Annotated in this window: 19 protein-coding genes; 6 read left to right on the top strand and 13 right to left on the bottom strand. The window is 72.5% G+C overall.

All coding sequences use genetic code 11. The features are described 5' to 3' along the window. Positions 1 to 14: 14 nt before the first annotated feature. The 5 genes from IE311_RS17135 to IE311_RS17115 all read right to left on the bottom strand — a co-directional run bounded on the left by IE311_RS17135 (position 15) and on the right by IE311_RS17115 (position 5,413). Positions 15 to 2,561, bottom strand: coding sequence for a sensor histidine kinase (locus IE311_RS17135; protein ID WP_189832553.1), 2,547 nt, complete (start codon positions 2,559 to 2,561; stop codon positions 15 to 17). A gap of 109 nt (positions 2,562 to 2,670) precedes the next feature. After that, a complete protein-coding gene (locus tag IE311_RS17130) occupies positions 2,671 to 3,339 on the bottom strand; it encodes an ABC transporter ATP-binding protein (protein WP_229901975.1) in 669 nt (222 codons plus the stop codon). A gap of 211 nt (positions 3,340 to 3,550) precedes the next feature. After that, entirely contained in the window at positions 3,551 to 4,315 is a 765-nt protein-coding gene (locus tag IE311_RS17125; protein WP_189832551.1) for a DUF3710 domain-containing protein, read from the bottom strand. Position 4,316: 1 nt separating this feature from the next. Next, on the bottom strand, positions 4,317 to 4,829 hold the full coding sequence (gene dut, locus IE311_RS17120; RefSeq protein WP_189832550.1) for a dUTP diphosphatase: 513 nt from the start codon (positions 4,827 to 4,829) through the stop codon (positions 4,317 to 4,319). Continuing rightward, positions 4,829 to 5,413, bottom strand: a complete 585-nt coding sequence (locus tag IE311_RS17115; RefSeq protein WP_189832549.1) for a PaaI family thioesterase — start codon at positions 5,411 to 5,413, stop codon at positions 4,829 to 4,831. Before IE311_RS17115 ends, dut begins: the two co-directional genes overlap by 1 nt. A 58-nt stretch (positions 5,414 to 5,471) precedes the next feature. On the opposite strand from IE311_RS17115, the gene IE311_RS17110 reads away from it, so the two are divergent. Next, positions 5,472 to 5,975: a DUF3093 domain-containing protein gene (locus IE311_RS17110; protein ID WP_189832548.1), complete on the top strand. Its 504-nt coding sequence runs from the start codon at positions 5,472 to 5,474 to the stop codon at positions 5,973 to 5,975. A 181-nt stretch (positions 5,976 to 6,156) separates the two neighbouring features. On the opposite strand, the gene IE311_RS17105 is transcribed toward IE311_RS17110, so the two are convergent. From IE311_RS17105 to IE311_RS17090, 4 genes are all read right to left on the bottom strand, one after another. After that, complete coding sequence (locus tag IE311_RS17105) at positions 6,157 to 7,206, bottom strand: hypothetical protein (RefSeq protein WP_189832547.1); 1,050 nt, start codon at positions 7,204 to 7,206, stop codon at positions 6,157 to 6,159. 12 nt (positions 7,207 to 7,218) lie between these two features. Beyond that, complete coding sequence (locus tag IE311_RS17100) at positions 7,219 to 7,515, bottom strand: DUF4193 domain-containing protein (protein ID WP_003955561.1); 297 nt, start codon at positions 7,513 to 7,515, stop codon at positions 7,219 to 7,221. 396 nt (positions 7,516 to 7,911) lie between these two features. Then, positions 7,912 to 9,150: a sensor histidine kinase gene (locus tag IE311_RS17095; RefSeq protein WP_189832546.1), complete on the bottom strand. Its 1,239-nt coding sequence runs from the start codon at positions 9,148 to 9,150 to the stop codon at positions 7,912 to 7,914. Positions 9,151 to 9,154: 4 nt separating this feature from the next. Then, positions 9,155 to 9,808: a response regulator transcription factor gene (locus tag IE311_RS17090; RefSeq protein WP_189832545.1), complete on the bottom strand. Its 654-nt coding sequence runs from the start codon at positions 9,806 to 9,808 to the stop codon at positions 9,155 to 9,157. Positions 9,809 to 10,194: 386 nt separating this feature from the next. Here IE311_RS17090 and IE311_RS17085 point away from each other — a divergent pair, with 386 nt between their 5' ends. After that, positions 10,195 to 10,368: a hypothetical protein gene (locus tag IE311_RS17085; RefSeq protein ID WP_189832544.1), complete on the top strand. Its 174-nt coding sequence runs from the start codon at positions 10,195 to 10,197 to the stop codon at positions 10,366 to 10,368. A 139-nt stretch (positions 10,369 to 10,507) separates the two neighbouring features. Here the strand turns inward: IE311_RS17085 and IE311_RS17080 are convergent, their stop codons facing one another. Further along, positions 10,508 to 11,308, bottom strand: coding sequence for an inositol monophosphatase family protein (locus IE311_RS17080; protein WP_189832543.1), 801 nt, complete (start codon positions 11,306 to 11,308; stop codon positions 10,508 to 10,510). 9 nt (positions 11,309 to 11,317) lie between these two features. Continuing rightward, positions 11,318 to 12,445 (bottom strand): ferrochelatase, encoded by a 1,128-nt coding sequence (locus IE311_RS17075; RefSeq protein WP_189832542.1) that lies wholly within the window; start codon positions 12,443 to 12,445, stop codon positions 11,318 to 11,320. A gap of 174 nt (positions 12,446 to 12,619) precedes the next feature. On the opposite strand from IE311_RS17075, the gene IE311_RS17070 reads away from it, so the two are divergent. Beyond that, positions 12,620 to 13,885, top strand: coding sequence for an MFS transporter (locus IE311_RS17070; protein ID WP_189832541.1), 1,266 nt, complete (start codon positions 12,620 to 12,622; stop codon positions 13,883 to 13,885). Beyond that, positions 13,824 to 15,164, top strand: coding sequence for a D-arabinono-1,4-lactone oxidase (locus IE311_RS17065; RefSeq protein WP_189832540.1), 1,341 nt, complete (start codon positions 13,824 to 13,826; stop codon positions 15,162 to 15,164). Before IE311_RS17070 ends, IE311_RS17065 begins: the two co-directional genes overlap by 62 nt. A gap of 3 nt (positions 15,165 to 15,167) precedes the next feature. On the opposite strand, the gene IE311_RS17060 is transcribed toward IE311_RS17065, so the two are convergent. Beyond that, positions 15,168 to 16,091 (bottom strand): hypothetical protein, encoded by a 924-nt coding sequence (locus tag IE311_RS17060; RefSeq protein WP_373313885.1) that lies wholly within the window; start codon positions 16,089 to 16,091, stop codon positions 15,168 to 15,170. Positions 16,092 to 16,589: 498 nt separating this feature from the next. On the opposite strand from IE311_RS17060, the gene sepH reads away from it, so the two are divergent. Continuing rightward, the gene (gene sepH / locus IE311_RS17055) at positions 16,590 to 17,627 is read left to right on the top strand and encodes a septation protein SepH (RefSeq protein WP_229901966.1); all 1,038 of its coding nucleotides are present in this window, start codon (positions 16,590 to 16,592) and stop codon (positions 17,625 to 17,627) included. Between the two features lie 89 nt (positions 17,628 to 17,716). Here sepH and IE311_RS17050 read toward each other — a convergent pair whose 3' ends face one another. Continuing rightward, a complete protein-coding gene (locus tag IE311_RS17050; protein WP_189832538.1) occupies positions 17,717 to 18,544 on the bottom strand; it encodes a sulfurtransferase in 828 nt (275 codons plus the stop codon). Between the two features lie 174 nt (positions 18,545 to 18,718). Between IE311_RS17050 and IE311_RS17045 the strand changes: the two genes are divergently transcribed. Next, the gene (locus tag IE311_RS17045; RefSeq protein ID WP_189832537.1) at positions 18,719 to 19,492 is read left to right on the top strand and encodes a VOC family protein; all 774 of its coding nucleotides are present in this window, start codon (positions 18,719 to 18,721) and stop codon (positions 19,490 to 19,492) included. The last annotated feature ends 119 nt before the right edge of the window (positions 19,493 to 19,611 follow it).

Raw genomic sequence — 19,611 nt, 5'->3', positions numbered from 1 at the left:
CAAGTCCACCGGCGTCAGGTCACGGCGTGCGCCGGGAGGTCGGGTGCAGGGGCCGAGGGGCCGCCTCGGGCCGCCCTGAGGGTGAGCACCATGGTCAGCCCGCCGCCCGGGGTGTCCTCGGCCCCGAGCGTCCCGCCCATGGCCTCGACGAAGCCGCGGGCCACCGCGAGGCCGAGGCCGACCCCGGAGCCGCGCGGGGCGTCCCCGAAGCGCTGGAAGGGCTCGAAGATGCCGTCCTTGGCCTCGTCGGGCACGCCGGGGCCGCGGTCCACGACCCGGAGCTCGACCCGGTCCCCCAAGGTGCTGGCGGCGACGGCGACGGTCGTGCCCTCGGGGCTGTACTTGACGGCGTTCTCGACGATGTTGGCGACGGCCCGCTCCAGGAGGCCCTTGTCGACCTCGACCATGGGCAGCGTCTCGGGGATGTCGAGCTCGGCGCTGCCGTCGGGGACTCCCCCGAGGGCCATCGGGACGACCTCGTCGAGGTCGACGGTACGGATCAGGGGCGTGACGGTGCCGGTCTGGAGGCGGGACATGTCGAGGAGGTTCCCGACGAGGTGGTCGAGCCGGTCGGCGCCCGCCTCGATGCCTTCCAGGAGTTCGGCGCGGTCCTGCTCGGACCATTCGACGTCGTCGGAGCGGAGGGAGGAGACGGAGGCCTTGATGCTCGCGAGCGGGGTCCGCAGATCGTGGCTGACGGCGGCGAGCAGGGAGGTGCGGATCTTGTTGCCCTCGGCCAGCTTCCGGGCCTCCTCCGCCTCGCCCACCAGCCGCTGGCGGTCGAGGACGACCGCGGCCTGGGCGGCGAAGGCGCCGAGGACCCGCCGGTCCTCGGCGGGCAGCACCCGGCCGGAGAGGGCGAGGGCCAGATGGTCGCCGACCGGCATGTCCACGTCCGCCTCCTCGGGCCGGGCCGCCGGGTGGGTGCCGACGCTCGCCGCCCGGGTCCACGGCTCGACCTCGTTCTCCCGTTCCAGCAGGGCGACGGACTCCATGGAGAAGGTCTCGCGGACCCGTTCGAGGAGGGCGTCGAGGCTGGTCTCGCCGCGCAGCACGCTGCCGGCGAGGTAGGAGAGCACCTCGGACTCGGCGCGCAGCCGGGCGGCCTGGTGGGTGCGCCGGGCGGCGAGGTCCACCACCGAGGCGACCGACATGGCGACGCCGAGGAAGACGGCGATGGCGACGATGTTCTTGGGGTCGGCGACGGTGAGCCGGTGGACGGGCGGGGTGAAGAACCAGTTCAGGAGGAGGGAGCCGGCCGCGGCGGAGGCCAGCGCCGGCAGGAAGCCGCCGAGCAGGGCCGCCGCGACGGTCAGGGCCAGGAAGAGCAGCATGTCGTTGGCGAGACCGAGGTCGGCGTCGACATGGGTGAGCAGGAGAGCGAGGAGGAGGGGGCCCGCGACGCCGACCACCCAGCCGCCGATGATCCGCGAGCGGCCGAGGCGGGCGCCCCGGGCGACGGGGAGTCCGCGGCCCTTGGCGACCTCGCCGTGGGTGACGATGTGGACGTCGAGGTCGGTTCCCGAGTCGCGGGCGACGGTCTGGCCGACGCCGGGGCCGAGGATGTACTGCCAGGTGCGGCGGCGGCTGGAGCCGAGCACGATCTGGGTGGCGTTGACTCCTCGGGCGAATTCGAGGAGCGCGGAGGGGATGTCGTCGCCGATGACATGGTGGAACGTTCCGCCGAGGTCCTCGACGAGGGTCCGCTGGACGGCCAGTTCCTTCGGGGAGGCCGCGGTGAGTCCGTCGCTGCGGGCGATGTAGACGGCGAGGACCTCGCCGCCCGCGCCCTTCTCGGCGAGCCGGGTGGCGCGCCGTATGAGGGTGCGGCCCTCGGGCCCGCCGGTCAGACCGACGACGATGCGCTCGCGGGCCTGCCAGGTGGAGCGGATGTTGTGCTCGCCCCGGTACTGCTGGAGGTACTCGTCGACCCGGTCGGCGGTCCAGAGGAGGGCCAGCTCGCGCAGGGCGGTGAGGTTGCCGGGGCGGAAGTAGTTGGAGAGGGCCGCGTCGACCTTGTCCGAGGTGTAGACGTTGCCGTGGGCCATCCGGCGCCGCAGGGCCTCCGGGGACATGTCGACCAGCTCGATCTGGTCCGCCCGGCGTACCACCTCGTCGGGGACGGTCTCCCGCTGCCGTACGCCCGTGATCGCCTCGACCACGTCGCCCAGCGACTCCAGGTGCTGGATGTTGACGGTCGAGACGACGTCGATGCCGGCCGCGAGCAGCTCGGCGACGTCCTGCCACCGCTTGGGGTTGCGGGAGCCCGGGACGTTCGTGTGGGCGAGTTCGTCGACGAGGGCGACGGCGGGACGCCGGGCCAGGACGGCGTCGATGTCCATCTCGGTGAACGCCGCGCCCCGGTACTCCAGGGTGCGGCGCGGCACCTGCTCGAGGCCGTGCAGCATGACCTCGGTGCGCGGTCGTCCGTGGTGCTCGACGAACGCCACGACGCAGTCGGTCCCGCGCTCCACCCGGCGGTGCCCCTCGGAGAGCATCGCGTAGGTCTTGCCGACGCCCGGCGCAGCGCCGAGGTATATCCGAAGCTTGCCGCGTCCCATGGGACGACCATACGTCCAGCCAATCGGACATAACGTGCGCGGCGGGAGGGGCCCGGCGGTCTTGACGTGATTCTGATGTCGAGATCCGCCGCGCGCCTCCCGCGCCTCGTCAGTGCTCGATGATCTCGCCGTCGCTGAGCTCCAGGACCCGGTCGGCCAGGCCCAGGAGCTGCGGGTCGTGGGTGGCGACGAGGGCCGTGCAGCCCTCGCTGCGCACCACCGCGCGCAGCAGCTGCATGACGGCGAGCCCGGTCTCCGCGTCGAGCTGTCCGGTGGGCTCGTCGGCTATCAGCAGTGCCGGCTTGTTGGCGAGGGCACGGGCGATGGCGACGCGCTGCTGCTGGCCGCCGGAGAGCTCGCCGGGCCGCTGGTTCGCGTGGTCGGCGAGGCCCACCAGGCCGAGGAGCAGGGCCACCCGCTCCTCGCGCTCCTTGGGGTCGGCCTTGCGCAGCCGCATGGGGACGCCCACGTTCTCGGCGGCGGAGAGGATCGGGAGGAGTCCGAAGGACTGGAAGATGAAGCCGATCCGGTCGCGGCGCAGCTCCAGGAGCCCGTTCTCACCGAGCGTGGAGAGGTCGATGCCGTCGATGACGATCGATCCCCCGTCGGCGCTGTCGAGTCCGCCCACGAGGTTGAGCAGCGTCGTCTTGCCGGAGCCCGAGCGGCCCTTGAGCGCGACGAGCTCGCCGCGGGGGATGTCGAAGGAGACCCCGCGCAGGGCGTGGACGGCGGCTTCGCCCGTGCCGTACGACCGGCGCAGGTTCTCCACGCGGACCATCGGCGGGCCGGCCGGGTCCTCGACGACGGCCGTCGCGGACCTCGTGCTGCTCTCACTCACCCTGGAATCCCCCTCCTCGAACATGTGCCCGCCAGTATGGTCCGCGGCCCGGCCGGAGGGCCAGAGCCGGAGGGCGAACCTGTGGAAAACGGCCGATGGGCCGCTTCCCGTACGAGAGGTACGGAAAGCGGCCCATCGGGTCGGGCGACGGTCAGCGGATCTCGGAGATCTCCGGGCCGCGCTGGAGCTGGCCCATGCCACCGGAGAAGCGGGAGTTCTCCTGCTCCTCCTGCTGCACGCCGTCCGGCACCATCTGCGCGTCGTTCGGCAGCTTGAGGACGATCGGGTCACGGGGGGCCATCGGGCCGTCGCCGCGGACGACCACGGTGTCCCGGACGATCTGCTCCAGGAGGCCGGCCGCCTCGGGCTGGACCGCGCCCTGCCCGGAGATCACTCCGCGCAGGAACCAGCGGGGGCCGTCGACGCCCACGAAGCGCACCAGCTGCACGCCGCGGTTGCCGTCCGGCAGCTGCACGGGGACCTGCGCGCGCAGCTCCCAGCCCAGCGGGCCCTCGACCTCGTCGATGACACCACCCTGCTGGACGATGCCCGTGGCGATCTCGTCGCGGACCTCGCCCCAGATGCCCTCGTTCTTGGGTGCGGCGAAGGCCTGCAGCTGTACGGCGCTGTCGCGCAGGACGACGGTGGCCGCGACGATCGCGTCGCCCGCCACCTCCACGCGCAGCTCCATGCCCTCGACTCCGGGCACGAAGACGCCACCCAGGTCGACACGGCCGTCGTCGGGCTTGCCGACCTCGGAGATGTCCCAGGGTCCGTCGGGCCGGGGCGCCGGCGGAAGGTTCACCCTGCGCGGGGCCGCGGCGTCCGCGTCCTCGCCGTCCACCGCGTCGACGACCTGCTCGGCCTCGCCCGCCGCGTCCTCTGCGGCACCGCTCTTCTTGCGACGTCCGAACACGTCACTGTCCTTCCCGGTCGGATACGACCGAAGCGTATCGATTCCCACCCGTTGTGCCGTCCACGGCGGCATGACCGCCGGTGGACCCGAAGCCCCCCTCGGCCCGCGCCGAGCCGGGAAGCTCCGCCACCTCGTGGAAGCGCACCTTCTCGACCTGTTGGACGACAAGTTGGGCAATCCGATCGAATCGTTCGAACCGCACGGTCTCGCGCGGGTCGAGATTGACCACGATCACCTTGATCTCTCCACGGTACCCGGCATCCACCGTCCCCGGGGCATTCACGAGTGCCACTCCGCAGCGGGCGGCGAGTCCGGAGCGCGGGTGCACGAAGGCCGCGTACCCGTCCGGGAGCGCGATGGAGACCCCGGTGGGCAGCACGGCGCGCTCTCCGGGGGCGAGCACGGCGGCCTCGGTGGTCACCAGGTCGGCCCCGGCGTCGCCGGGATGCCCGTAGGCGGGGATCGGTACGTCCGGGTCCACTCGCCGGATCAGTACGTCGACAGGGTTGCGCATCAGGGGTTCACCTCGAAGGCGCGGGCGCGCCGGACCTGGTCGGGGTCGGACATGGCGGCCTGGATCTCCTCCGGGCGGCCGTTGTCGATGAAGTGGTCGACCTTGACCTCGACGAAGAGGGCGTCGGCGCGGACGGCGACGGGGCCCTCCGGCCCGCCGATCCGGCCGACGGCGGTCGAGAAGATCTTGCGGCCGTGCACGGCGGTGACCTCGGCCTCCAGGTGGAGCACGGTGCCCACCGGGACGGGCCGGACGAAGTCGGTCTCCAGCCGTCCGGTCACGGCGATGACCCGCAGCAGCCAGTTCAGGGAGCCGAGGGTCTCGTCGAGCGCGGTGGCGAGCACGCCGCCGTGCGCGAGGCCGGGGGCGCCCTGGTGGTCGGGGGTCACCGTGAACTCGGCGGTGACGGTCACGCCCTCGCCCGCGCGCGCCTCCAGATGGAGGCCGTGGGGCTGCCCGCCGCCGCACCCGAAGCAGTACTCGTAGTGCGCTCCGAGCAGCTCGCCGGGAGCCGGCGCGTCGGGGTGGCGTACCGGCGGTATGGCGTCGGCCGGCGGGGTGAGGGCGGCAGATGTTGCAGTCACAGCCGCAGACCTTACCCGCGCGGATGGGCGCAGGTCGCGCCGTGCCAAGCTTGGACGCATGCAGCCTTCCGCGTCGTCTCCCGCCCCCTCCCCCGCGCCCGCCGCCGCGCCGCACTTCGACGAGCGGCTGACGGCCCCCCGATCGTGGTGGCTCATCGCGGGGCTGCTCGGTCTCTCCGGCGGGCTGGTCATGTTCCCGCTGGGCACGGTCCCGATGCTGGGCGGTCTGATCGTGGCGGCGGTGCTCGCCGGTGCGGCGGTCTCCTCGTACGGCTCCGCCCGGATCCGGGTGGTGGCCGGTTCCCTCGTGGCGGGCGACGCGCGGATCCCGGTCTCGGCGCTGGGGGCGGTCGAGGTGCTCGACGCGGAGGAGGCGCGCGCCTGGCGCATGCACAAGGCCGACCCGCGCGCCTTCATGCTGATGCGCAGCTATGTGACCCGGGCGGTGCGGATCGAGGTGACGGACCCCTCGGATCCCACCCCGTACGTGTACCTGTCCAGCCGTGAGCCGGAGGCACTGGCCGAGGCGCTGGAGGCCGTGCGGGTGGGCGCCGAGGACTGAGCCCGGTGGGCCGCGGGTGCGTCCGGGGCCCGGACGCACCGCGCCGACGGGCTCCGGAAGGCCGGTTCCGCCACGGGGCCGGATTCCGGTTCCGCAGCGGCCCGGGAGTCCTGTTCCGCAGCGGGGTCCGGGGGCGTGGTTCCGCCGCGGGACCCCGGGGGCGTGGTTCCGCCGGTGGGCTCTAGAAGCCGATTTCCTTCGGGTTCTCGGGCTGCTCCAGCGGGGGCAGCGCCGGAAGGACGTCCCAGGGGATCTGGCGGAGGCGCAGGTCCTTGCGGATGTGCGCGGCGAGCTTCTTGGTGTCGCGGCGGTTCATGACCGCGCCGACGGCCGCGCCCACCATGAAGGGCATGAGGTTCGGCAGGTTGCGCACCATGCGTTTCATGATCTGCTGGCGCAGCTCGCGCTTGAGCTGTCCGCCGAGCGCGGCGTTGACCGTGGTGGGCTTGGTGGGGTCGATGCCCCGCTCCTCGGCCCAGGAGGTCAGATAGGCCGTCGAACGCTGGGGGAGCCGGCCGGGCGGCCGCAGCCCGTACACCTCGTGCAGTTCGGCGATGAGTTTGAGTTCCACGGCGGCGACGCCGGTGATCTCGGCCGCGAGCTCCGCGGGCATCGCCGGGGGTACGGGAAGCATGGCGGCGGCGCCGATGCTCGCACCCACGGTCGAACTGGCGTTCGCCGCGCCCATGACGAGTTTGTCGGCGAGCTCCTCGGGGCCGAGCCCGGGGAACTGTTTGCGCAGGGTCGCCAGATCGCGGACGGGGATCCGCGGGGCGAGTTCGATCAGCCGGTCGGCCAGATGGCCGATCCCGGCCTTGGCGCTGTCTCCGCCGCGCTTCACGCCCTGCGCGACGCCGCGCCGGACGGCGTCGATGCGGTCGGAATCGATCTTGATCCTGTCGAGCTGGGCGCGCGCGGGATTGGCGAGACGCCTGACGGCGCCGAAGCGCCCGTCCTGCCGTGTCCCGTCGTGCCTCGTCTCCTCCGGGGCGTCGTTCCGCCCCGCTCCCCGCTCCACCGGCGGGTACGCCGGGTCCGGCTCGGTGACCGCCTCGAGCGAGGCCGGGAGGCCTCGCTCGTCGTCACGTACGCCGAGGGAGGGCGGGGAGGCGGTGAGCTCGGCTTCAGGAGCCCGCTGGGCGCCCTCTGCCGGGCCTGTGCCGCCCTTGTACGCCTTGGGGCTCCCAGGGAGCCTCAGACGCCGCTTCCGGGACGGTGTGTCGCCTGCCACGACCGAGCGACCTCAGTCGCAGTCGCGGCAGATGGGCTGACCGTTCTTCTCCCTGGCCAGCTGGCTGCGGTGGTGCACGAGGAAGCAGCTCATGCAGGTGAACTCATCGGCCTGCTTGGGCAGGACCCGGACGGCCAGCTCCTCGTTCGAGAGGTCGGCGCCGGGAAGCTCCAGGCCTTCGGCGGCCTCGAACTCGTCGACGTCGACGGTCGAGGTCGACTTGTCGTTCCGGCGGGCCTTCAGTTCTTCAAGGCTGTCCGAATCGACGTCGTCGTCGGTCTTGCGTGGGGTGTCGTAATCCGTTGCCATGTCGCTCTCCCCCTCTGGGTGGTTGCGGTGTCTCCAGCGCACGTAACGCGTGAGAGGTCGGACTTGTGCCCGACCTGAGGCGGAGATTTTGCCTCACATCAAGGTCTGTTACTCAATCGACACCCGCCCCGTCCTCTCGCGAGTGATCGGCTTCGGGTGGCGAACCGGACCGTACACGGTCCTGCGGGCGCCCCTCACAGGCGCCACCCCGTGTACTTCCCGTCATTCCGGGGCCCGGAAACCCGGACTTTTCCCGGTTTTCCGAGGGAATTCTCCGTCACGGAGAGTGGAGGTCCGGACACCCTGTCCTGTGATCGATCACACATGAGCGTCTCAGAATCGGGTCCACGGAATTCCGCGCAAAGCGAACGGAACCGGGTCGGCTCGTGCAGTGTGTCAGATCGGCAGAGTGACACGCATCACGAGACCGCCGCCCTCGCGGGGCTCCGCGATGATACGGCCGCCGTGGGCGCGAGCCACGGACCGGGCGATCGACAGGCCGAGACCGACGCCCTTGTCGCTGCCGGTCCGCTCCTGCCGGAGCCGCCGGAAGGGCTCGAAAAGATTGTCGATCTCGTACGCGGGGACCACGGGACCCGTGTTCGAGACGACCAGAACCGCCTGGCCGTGCTCGGTCGCGGTGGTGACCTCCACCCATCCTCCCTCCGCCACGTTGTACCTGACGGCGTTCTGGAGAAGATTCAGCGCGATCCGCTCCAGCAGGACGCCGTTGCCCTGGACGACCGCGGGCTCGCGCTCGCCCCTGATCTCGACGCCCTTGGCCTCGGCCTCGGCGTGCACCTGGTCGACGCCCCGCGAGGCGACCTCGGCGAGGTCGACGGGCTTGCGCTCGATGATCTGGTTGTCGCTCCGGGCGAGCAGCAGCAGGCCCTCCACGAGCTGCTCGCTGCGCTCGTTGGTGGCCAGCAGGGTCTTGCCCAGCTGCTGGAGCTCCACCGGCGCCCCGGGGTCCGAGAGGTGCACCTCCAGCAGGGTGCGGTTGATCGCGAGCGGGGTCCGCAGCTCGTGCGAGGCGTTCGCGACGAACCGCTGCTGGGCGGTGAAGGCGCGCTCCAGGCGGTCCAGCATCTCGTCGAAGGTGTCGGCGAGCTCCTTGAGCTCGTCGTCGGGGCCGTCCAGCTCGATCCGCCGGGACAGGTCGGAGCCGGCCACCTGGCGGGCGGTCCGGGTGATCCGGCCGAGCGGGGAGAGCACCCGGCCCGCCATGGCGTAGCCGAAGGCGAAGGCGATGATGCTCAGGCCGAGCAGCGCGAAGAGCGAGCGGCGCAGCAGGTCGTCCAGGGCCAGGTCGCTCTGGTGCCGCAGGCAGACGGAGACCGCGTCGTTGAACTGTTCCCCGGTTCCCGTGTTCGGCAGCACGCACCACGAGGTGGTGGGCAGGACCTCGCCCTTGACGATCCTGAAGGGCAGCTGGGCCGCGCTGTCGCCGAGCGCCTGCGCGGTGAAGAGATAGATGATCGAGAGCAACAGGATGCCCGCGATCAGGAACATTCCGCCGTAGAGCAGCGTGAGCCGTATCCGGATGGTCGGCCGCAGCAGCGGCCGCACCGGGTCCCTGGGGTCCCAGGTCGGCTTCGGCGGCGCCTGGGGGTGGGAGGTGGAGGTCGTGGGCATCAGGTCAGATCCGGTACCCGGAGCCGGGGACGGTGACGATGACCGGCGGCTCGCCGAGCTTGCGGCGCAGCGTCATGACGGTGACGCGCACGACATTGGTGAACGGGTCGGTGTTCTCGTCCCATGCCTTCTCCAGAAGCTGCTCGGCCGAGACGACGGCGCCCTCGCTGCGCATGAGGACCTCCAGGACGGCGAACTCCTTCGGCGCGAGCTGGACCTCCTTGCCCTCGCGGAAGACCTCTCGGCGGTTGGGGTCGAGCTTGATGCCGGCGCGCTCCAGCACGGGCGGCAGGGGCACGCTCGTACGACGGCCGAGGGCGCGCACGCGCGCGGTGAGCTCGGTGAAGGCGAAGGGCTTGGGAAGGTAGTCGTCCGCGCCGAGCTCCAGACCCTCGACACGGTCGCTGACATCGCCGGACGCGGTGAGCATCAGGACGCGGGTGGGCATGCCGAGCTCCACGATCCGGCGGCAGACGTCGTCGCCGTGGACGAGGGGCAGGTCGCGGTCGAGGACGACGACGTCGTAGTCGTTGACTCCCACCCGCTCCAGGGCCGCGGCGCCGTCGTACACGACGTCGACGGCCATGGCCTCCCGGCGCAGTCCGGTGGCCACCGCATCGGCGAGCAGCTGCTCGTCCTCGACGACGAGTACGCGCACGTCGTACATCCTTCCCGTTGAAATGGCGGTCCGGGCGGGGACCGCACCGAAGACCTGAGCACTGACTGTGCGTGTCCATCCTGCCCCGTACGCGCGTAAACCGGCTGTAAGACGGCGGTGCGGGGCCCTTGGACGAGCGGGCGTCGAGCGGGCGTCGCGCGGGGGCGTACGACGGGGCGCGCGACCGGGATCGAAGAATTCACCGGATTCACGGGCCAGTTGAGGTTTCTTTGAGGAAGGGGCTGGGGAGGACGACTGCACACCCCGTGATCACGCCCTGTATGTGGCGCGCCACATACCGCTCTGTCCCCCAGGGATCGCAGTGCGTGATCCACCCACCCTCGGCACACCCCCGTGCCACCGGACCCATGACGAGGGGGCGCACGATGGACGCTTTCACCGCAGGCCTGCTGCACCGCATCAGGACCACGCAGACGGACCTCACGCGGGCTCGTGAGACGGGCGACGACTACTTGGCGGAGGTCGAGCAGGCGGAGCTGGACGACCTGCACCGGCTCGCCGCCGAGCACGGCGTCGAGGTCGCCGCGACGCGCGTCTGACCCGTACGACCCGTACGACCCGTACGACCCGTACGACCGACGCACCCGTACGACCGACCCACCCGTCCTGAACCGCACACGTGCGAGGGCCCCGGCGCCGTCCCGGCACCGGGGCCCTCGCACGTCCACCGGGCGACCGCTAGTCGCGCCAGGCGCCCAGGTCCTCCAGGATCTCCTGGAGCGGGCCGAAGAGGCCCGGGGAGGCCGCCACGGTCAGTTCGCCGGACTCCGGCTCCCCCGGCCGGCCCCCGGTCAGCCCGCCCGCCTCGCGGGCGATCAGCGCGCCCGCGGCGAGGTCCCAGGGGTTGAGGCCGCGCTCGTAGTAGGCGTCGAGACGGCCGGCGGCGACGTCGCAGAGGTCGATGGCGGCCGATCCCCCGCGACGGATGTCACGGACCTGCGGGATCATGCGCAGGGCCACGGCCGCCTGCGCCTCGCGCCGGGACCGGACGTAGCCGAAGCCGGTGCCGACGAGGGCCTGGTCGAGGGAGGGCGAGGGGCGGACGGCGAGGCGCCGGTCGCCCTCGTACGCGCCGCCGCCGAGGACGGCCCGGTACACCTCGCCGCGCATCGGGGCGTCGACGACGCCGACGACGGTCTCGCCGTCCCGTTCGGCGGCGATCGAGACCGCCCAGGTCGGCAGGCCGTAGAGGTAGTTCACGGTGCCGTCGAGCGGGTCGATGACCCAGCGGACTCCGCTGGTGCCGGGGCTGGACGCGCCCTCCTCGCCGAGGAAGCCGTCCTGCGGGCGGTGCTCGGCGAGGAAGCCGGTGATCAGCTTCTCGGCGGCGATGTCCATCTCGGTGACGACGTCGATGGGACTCGTCTTGGTGTCCGCCACCGCCAGGTCGTCCGGCCTGCCGTCGCGCAGCAGCGCTCCGGCCCGCCGGGCGGCCTCCAGGGCGAGGTCGAGCAGTTCTGCGAGAAGCGGGTCGGTCACAGGGTCTCCTTACGCGTACGGGCTGTCGGCGCCGGCTGCCGCCGGGCGCTCCGCCCTGGCCGGGCAGCAGCCGATCGGGCACAGGTCGTGGGAGGGCCCGAGCGCGCCCAGGGCGCACCGCTCGACCCGGGTGCCCCGCTCGTGAGCGGCCCGTTCCAGGAGGAGCTCGCGGACGGCGGCGGCGAAGCGCGGGTCGGCGCCGACGGTGGCCGAGCGCCGGACGGGCAGACCGAGGTCGGCGGCCTTGGCCGTGGCCTCGGTGTCAAGATCGTAGAGGACTTCCATGTGGTCGGAGACGAAGCCGATGGGGACCATGACGACGGCGGGTGCCCCGGCTCCGTGCAGTGTCTCCAGGTGGTCGCAGATGTCCGGCTCCAGCCAGGGGATGTGGGGGGCGCCGCTGCGGGACTGGTAGACGAGTTCCCACGGGTGATCGGTCCCGGTCCGGTCGCGGACCGCGTCGGCGATCAGCCGTGCCACGTCGAGGTGCTGGCGGACGTAGGCCCCGCCCTCGCCGTGCTCGGTGACCGGTCCTGAGGTGTCGGCGGCGGAGTCCGGGATGGAGTGGGTGGTGAAGGCGAGGTGGGCGCCGTCGCGGACGGCCGGGTCGAGTTCGGCGAGGGAGGCGAGGACGCCCTCGATCATCGGTTCGACGAAGCCGGGGTGGTTGAAGTAGTGCCGCAGCTTGTCGACCCGGGGCAGCGGCAGTCCTTCCGCCTCCAGGGTGGCGAGCGCGTCGGCGAGGTTCTCGCGGTACTGGCGGCAGCCGGAGTAGGAGGCGTAGGCGCTGGTGGTGAGGACGGCGATATGGCGGTGGCCGTCGGTGATCATCTCGCGGAGGGTGTCGGTGAGGTACGGGGCCCAGTTCCGGTTTCCCCAGTGGACGGGCGTCTTCAGGCCGGCCGCCGCGAAATCCGTCCGCAGCGCGTCGAGGAGCGCGCGGTTCTGGTCGTTGATCGGGGAGACGCCGCCGAAGAGGAAGTAGTGCTGCCCCACTTCCTTGAGCCGTTCCTTCGGGATGCCTCGGCCGCGCGTCACGTTCTCCAGGAACGGGACCACGTCGTCCGGGCCCTCGGGGCCGCCGAACGAGAGCAGCAGCAGGGCGTCGTACGGGGCGGGATCGTGCTGATCGGACATGGCACCGATCCTCCCACCCGCCGCATGCGCCGAACGGCGCGGCCCGTCCGTCGGCGTCCGGCCGAGAATTGGGGATGACCCATCGACTTCAACACCGTAGGCTTTAGCTATTAATTACACGTGTTGAGTCGTCGCGCGGAGCCCGCTCCGAAGCACGGAGATCCGGAGAGCCCCTTGCCCAGTCCCTACCGCGCGATCTTCAAGGCGCCCGGCACCACCGCGTTCTCCGTCGCCGGGCTCTTCGGCCGCATGCCCCTGTCCATGATGGGCATCGGCATCGTGACCATGATCTCGCAGGTCACCGGCCGCTACGGGCTCGCCGGCGCGCTCTCGGCGACGCTCGCGATGTCCGCCGCCGTCCTCGGCCCCCTGGTCTCCCGCCTGGTCGACCGGCACGGGCAGCGGCGGGTGCTGCGCCCGGTGACGCTGGTCTCGCTCGCGGCGGCCGCCGGGCTCCTCGTCTGTGTGCAGCAGAAGGCCCCGGACTGGACGCTCTTCGTCTTCACCGCCGTGATCGGCTGCGTGCCGAGCGTCGGCGCCATGACGCGGGCCCGCTGGGCCGAGATCTACCGGGGCGACGAGCGGCGCCTGCACACGGCGTACTCCTGGGAGTCGATCGTCGACGAGGTGTGCTTCATCTTCGGGCCGATCATCTCGATCGGCCTGTCGACCACCTGGTTCCCCGAGGCCGGCCCGCTGTTCGCCGGGGTGTTCCTGACCATCGGTGTCTTCTGGCTGACCTCGCAGCGCGCCACCGAGCCGGTCCCCCATCCCCATCAGGGCGACGACCGGAGCGTCTCCGCGCTCCGCTCCCCCGGCCTCCAGGTCCTGGCCCTCGCCTTCGTCGCCACCGGCGCCATCTTCGGCTCGGTCGACGTGGTGACCGTGGCCTTCGCCGAGGAGCAGGGACACAAGGCCGCCGCCAGTCTCGTTCTGGCCGTCTACGCGCTGGGATCCTGTCTGGCCGGCGCCGTCTTCGGGCTGCTCCACCTCAAGGGCGAGCCGTCCCGTCGCTGGCTTCTGGGCGTGTGCGCGATGGCCGTGAGTATGATCCCCCTCCTACTGGCCGGGAACTTGCCGTTGCTGGCCGTGGCGCTCTTTGTCGCGGGCCTGTCCATCGCACCGACGATGGTGACCACCATGGCCCTCGTCGAAGCGCACGTACCGCGCACCAAGCTGACCGAGGGCATGACCTGGACGGGTACCGGGCTCGCGATCGGCGTGGCGCTCGGCTCCTCGGCCGCCGGCTGGGTGGTCGACGCGTCGGGGGCCGAGGCGGGGTACGTGGTGCCCGTCGTCTCGGGTGCGCTCGCGGTCGCGGTGGGTCTCCTCGGACACCGCCGGCTTCGCAGGCCGGCTCCGAACCGGGAGGGGCAGCGTGAGCGGGACGACAACAGCGGGGTCGGGGAGCGCCAGGACGGCGGACAGCCCGTGGCGTAACTGGGCGGGGAACGTCACCTCCCGCCCCGTGCGGGAGGTGAGCCCGGCCTCGGCCGAGGAGCTCGCCGAGGCGGTGCGCCGGGCGGCCGAGGACGGGCTGCGGGTGAAGACGGTCGGCACCGGCCATTCCTTCACCTCGATCGCGGCCACCGACGGCGTGCTGATCCGGCCGGGGCTGCTGACCGGGATCCGGCGGATCGACCGCGAGGCGATGACCGTGACGGTCGAGTCGGGCACCCCGCTCAAGCGGCTCAACGTGGCGCTGGCCCGGGAGGGCCTGTCGCTCACGAACATGGGCGACATCATGGAGCAGACCGTCGCCGGGGCGACCTCCACCGGCACGCACGGCACGGGCCGCGACTCGGCCTCGATAGCCGCGCAGATCCGCGAGCTGGAGCTGGTGACGGCCTCGGGCGAACTGCTCACCTGTTCGGAGAAGGAGAATCCGGAGGTCTTCGCGGCCGCCCGGATCGGGCTCGGCGCCCTCGGGGTGGTCACCGCGATCACCTTCGCCGTGGAGCCGGTGTTCCTGCTCACCGCGCGGGAGGAGCCCATGACCTTCGACCGGGTCGCCTCGGAGTTCGACGCGCTGCACGCGGAGAACGAGCACTTCGAGTTCTACTGGTTCCCCCACACGGACAACTGCAACACCAAGCGCAACAACCGCAGTGCGGGCCCCGCCGCTCCTCCCGGACGGGTCAGCGGCTGGATCGAGGACGAGCTCCTCTCCAACGGGCTGTTCCAGGTGGCCTGCTCGCTGGGCCGCGCGGTGCCGCCGGCCATCCCCTCGATCGCCAAGCTCTCCAGCCGGGCCCTGTCGGCCCGTACGTACACCGACATCCCCTACAAGGTCTTCACCTCGCCGCGCCGGGTGCGCTTCCTGGAGATGGAGTACGCGCTTCCGCGTGAGGCGGCGGTCGCGGCGCTGCGCGAGGTCAAGGCGATGGTGGAGCGCTCGCCGCTCAAGGTGAGCTTCCCGGTGGAGGTGCGGACGGCCCCGGCGGACGACATCGCGCTGTCCACGGCCTCCGGGCGGGAGACCGCGTACATCGCCGTCCACCTGTACAAGGGAACTCCCCACCGCGCGTACTTCACCGCGGTGGAGCGCATCATGACGGCGCACGGGGGCCGCCCCCACTGGGGCAAGGTCCACACCCGTGACGCCGGCTACTTTTCCGAGGTCTACCCGCGCTTCGCCGAGTTCACTGCGCTGCGCGACCGGCTCGACCCCGACCGGCTCTTCGCCAACGACTACCTGCGCCGCGTCCTGGGCGACTGACGGTCACCCGGCGACCGCGTCGGCCCCGTTCCCGGCCTCGGCCGGGGCCGGGGCCGACGGCGTCCGCGGCCCGCCCGTCCCGGTGGTCGGGTCCTGGGTCGGGGCGGTCGGTTCCGTCGTCGGCCCGGTCGGCGTCGGGGTGGGCGTCGGCTCGCCGCCGGTGGAGTCGGAGGGGGTCGGCTCGGGCGAGGGGGTGGCGGTGCCGTTCCGCCCGGTGTCCTCGCCGCCCGGTGTCGGGGTCCCGCCGGGCGGCGAGGACACCGGGCCGGCGGTGCCGTCCGCCGGACGCCCGGTGCCGTCGGCGGACCCGGAGGGCGCGGGCGCGGAGTCCTTCTCGTCGGCCGGCGGCGTGTCCCGGGCCGGACTTCCGCCGCCCCGGACGACGGAGCCGAACGTGGTGGTCCCCTGCTTGCCGCTGAAGTCCTGCCCCGAAACCAGTTCGTAGGTGGTGATGCCGCCCATCGTGACGCCGAAGACCAGGGCCGCCGCGATCGCGGGACGCTTCCAGCCGCGGACCCGGGTGCCGTGGGTGGTCGCCGCGCCGAACTCCTCGCCGTACTCGCCGTCGTACTCCTCGACGGTGGCGGGTGCCCGGAGCGTGCCGAGCATCAGGGTGCGGTCGTCCCGGGGCCCGGGGGCGAGCGGCACCTGACGGGCCTTCGGCTTGGCGGCGACGGTCACGTCGCGCACCTGTTCACCGGTGCGCCGGAAGAGGTGCTGGAAGAGCGGGCCGCCGCAGGTGGCGATGACACTGATCACACCGGCGCCCAGGATCGTGCCGTACACGCCGAGGGTGGAGGCGAGTTTGGCGGCGATGACCGCGGCCAGGGCGCTGCCCGAGACCTGAGCCACGCTCAGGTCGATCCTTCGCTTCCCGCCCTCCCCCTCCTCCGGCTCGTCCCTGTCGGTTTCCGGCCTGTGGCGCATCTCCAACCCCTGCTCCAGCCCCTGGAGGCTCATCCGTTCGCCTTGCACCCAGAAGGGACATATGGGGGAAGCGAATAGTTCCGTTTCTGCTGGTTCTGTGAAGAGCGACACGTACGGGGGAAGATCGCGGACACTCAACTCCCGTACCGCCCGAGAAGTTGGGCGGCGCGCCGGTCCACCCAGGTGGCCCGAATGGAGTACATTGGCGAACCCTGGGTCCGGACGCCTTCACGGGTGCCCGCGATCAAGGGGAGGGAGCCGGAGACGGCGCTCGAACCGGCGGCGCCTCGGCATCGCACGGAAACCGACTGCAAGGAGTGACGACCGGTCACTCCGGGTAGCAAACCGGTAACCGTGTCATAACGGCGTTCCAGGGTCCACGCCCGACACGCCGGGCAACTCGGCAAGGTAGTGGCAGGCTGCACCCGGGCAGGCCACACTCGACTAGCGGAAGCAGCGACGCACGTGACGTCGGCAGGCACCACCCGGGAGGTCCCCATGCCCGAACTGCGTGTCGTGGCCGTCTCCAACGACGGCACACGACTGGTGCTGAAGGCTGCTGACAGCACGGAGTACACACTTCCGATCGACGAGCGGCTCCGCGCCGCCGTGCGCAACGACCGCGCGCGCCTCGGCCAGATCGAGATCGAGGTGGAGAGCCACCTCCGCCCCCGCGACATCCAGGCCCGTATAAGGGCCGGTGCCTCCGCCGAGGAGGTCGCCCAGCTCGCCGGCATCCCCGTCGACCGCGTACGCCGCTTCGAGGGCCCCGTGCTCGCCGAGCGCGCCTTCATGGCGGAGCGGGCCCGCAAGACCCCGGTCCGCAGGCCCGGCGAGAACAGCGGCCCCCAGCTCGGCGAGGCGGTGCAGGAGCGGCTGCTGCTGCGCGGCGCCGAGAAGGACACCGTCCAGTGGGACTCCTGGCGGCGTGACGACGGCACCTGGGAGGTGCTGCTCGTCTACCGCGTCGCGGGCGAGGTCCACACGGCCAGCTGGACGTACGACCCGCCGCGGCGGCTCGTCCAGGCCGTGGACGACGAGGCCCGCGCGCTGATCGGCGAGACGGACGACACGATCGCCGCCGCGCCGGAGCCGAGCTTCCCGTTCGTGCCGCGCATCGCCAGGCTGCCCCGGGACAGGCCGCTCGACCGCGCCCTGGACCGTCAGCTCGACCACCGCCAGCTGGAGCGGGCGTCCGCGCCGGCCGAGCCGGAGGAGGAGCGGGACTCCCTGACGAGCCTTCTGGAGGCCGTGCCGAGCTTCCGCGGCGACATGGTCGTGCCCGAGCAGCCGGACTCGTCGGAGCCCCTGGAGGAGGCGGAGGCGGAGGAGCCGCCGGCTCCCGCCGCGTCGGCCGGCGCCGGTTCCGCGTACGCCGACGTCCTGATGCCCCGCGCGGTCTCGGGCCACCGGGACCGGCTCACCGGCACCACGGACCGCCAGGCCGAGGCGGACGGCGTCCGTCCGGGCCGTCGTGCGGCGGTGCCGAGCTGGGACGAGATCGTCTTCGGCACACGGAGGAAGAAGCAGGACTGACGGCGACGAGCCGTGACCGTACGTACGAGAAGGGGCCCCGCCCGGTCGGCGCGGGCCCCTTTCCCGTACGGTCGGCCGCCCCGTCCCCGCTACTGCGGGTCCGGGCCCGTCGCCACCGGGCGGGTGGGATCGGAGGACCACTCCGACCAGGAGCCCGCGTAGAGCGCCGCCGGGACACCGGCGATCTCCAGGGCGAGCACCTCATGGGCGCCGGAGACACCGGAGCCGCAGTAGACCGCCACCGGGGTCCCCCCGGCCGCGCCGAGACCGGCGAAGCGGTCCCGCAGGGTGTCGGCGGCGAGGAAGCGCCCCTCCCCGTCGACGTTCTCGGTCGTCGGGGCCGAGACCGCGCCCGGGATGTGCCCGCCGACCCGGTCGATCGGCTCCACGTCCCCGCGGTAGCGCTCGGCCGCCCGCGCGTCCAGGAGCAGCCCCGAGCGTGCGAAGGCCGCCGCCTCGTCCGCGTCGAGCAGCCCGAGCGCGCCCGGCTCCGGCCGGAAGTCTCCCGGCTCCGGCGTCGGGGCCTTCTCGGTCAGCTCCCCCGGCCAGGCGGTGAGACCCCCGTCCAGGACGCGGACGTCCTGGTGGCCCGCCCAGCGGAGCAGCCACCAGGCGCGGGCCGCGGCCCAGCCGAGGCCGCCGTCGTAGACCACGACCGGGGTGTCCGCCGAGACGCCCGCCCGGCGCATCGCGGCCCCGAAGGCCTCCGGGTCGGGCAGCGGGTGCCGGCCGCCACCGCCGGGCGGGCCCGCGAGCTCCGTGTCCAGGTCGACGTAGACCGCGCCGGGGAGGTGCCCGGCCTCGTACGCGGGCCGCCCGGGCGGCCCGCCCAGCGTCCAGCGGACGTCCAGGAGAACCGGCGGCCGGGCCCCGGCCGACTCGCTCAGCAGTTCGCTTGCGGAGATGATGGGCTTCATGGGTGCCATCCTCGCGCAGCCGCACGGCCGCGGGGGCCGATCCCGGCGCCCGCCCCGCGTCGACGCCGTGCGCTCGCGTCACTCGTTGGTGCGACCGGGGCGCGCCGCGGCCCCGTCGGTGACACCATCGGACAGGGGGAACGGGCACGACGACGGTCCGAGGAGAGAGTCACGATGACCGAGGCGACTCGGCGCACACCCGGCACGCCCTGCTGGGTGAGCTTGATGGTGCACGGGCTTGACGCCCATCAGGAGTTCTACAACGCACTCTTCGACTGGGAGTTCGAGCCCGGTCCGCAGCATCTCGGTCCGTATGTGCGCGCCCTGCTGGACGGCAAGGAGGTGGCCGGCATCGGTCAGCTGCCGCCGGACCGGCATCTGCCGATCGCCTGGACCCCGTATCTGGCCACCGACGACGCCGACGAGACGGCCGAGACCATCCGCTGCTGCGGCGGCACCGTGGCCGTGGGCCCGCTGGACGCGGGCGAGGCGGGCCGGATGGCGGTCTGCTCCGATCCGGTGGGCGCGGTCTTCGGCATCTGGCAGGCGGAGGCGCACCACGGCACGGCGACGGCGGGACCGCCCGGGACCCCGGTGTGGAACGAGCTCCTCACCTACGAGACGTCCTCGGTCGGCAAGTTCTACCGGACGGTCTTCGGCTACGAGGTGGAGCCGGTCGTGTCCGCCGACCACGACTACGCCACGCTCCATGTGGAGGGGCTCCCGGTGGCCTCCCTGCACGGTGTCGGCACCTCGCTGCCCCGGGACCGGGGCCCGCACTGGATGACGTACTTCGAGGTCGCCGACACGGACGCGGCCACCCGGCTCGTCCAGCGGCTCGGCGGGCACGTGCTGCGCCCGCCGCGCAACGCGACGGCGGGGCGGCTCGCCGTGGTGGCGGACCCGGAGGGCGCGGTGTTCACCCTCGTCAGGTCCACCGACGCGTGAGCCGGGGCCGTACGGAGCGTTGAAGGCGGGGCCGTACGAACGCTGACGGCGGGACTGCACGAACCCGACGGCGGGGCCGTACGGACGCTGACGGCGGACCGTACGGACTCCGACGGCGG

Origin of the sequence: Streptomyces zaomyceticus, assembly GCF_014656215.1 — a bacterium.
Lineage (GTDB): Bacteria > Actinomycetota > Actinomycetes > Streptomycetales > Streptomycetaceae > Streptomyces > Streptomyces zaomyceticus.
The sequence above is the reverse complement of the archived record's forward strand: the minus strand, read 5'-3'. Positions and strand labels throughout refer to the sequence as shown.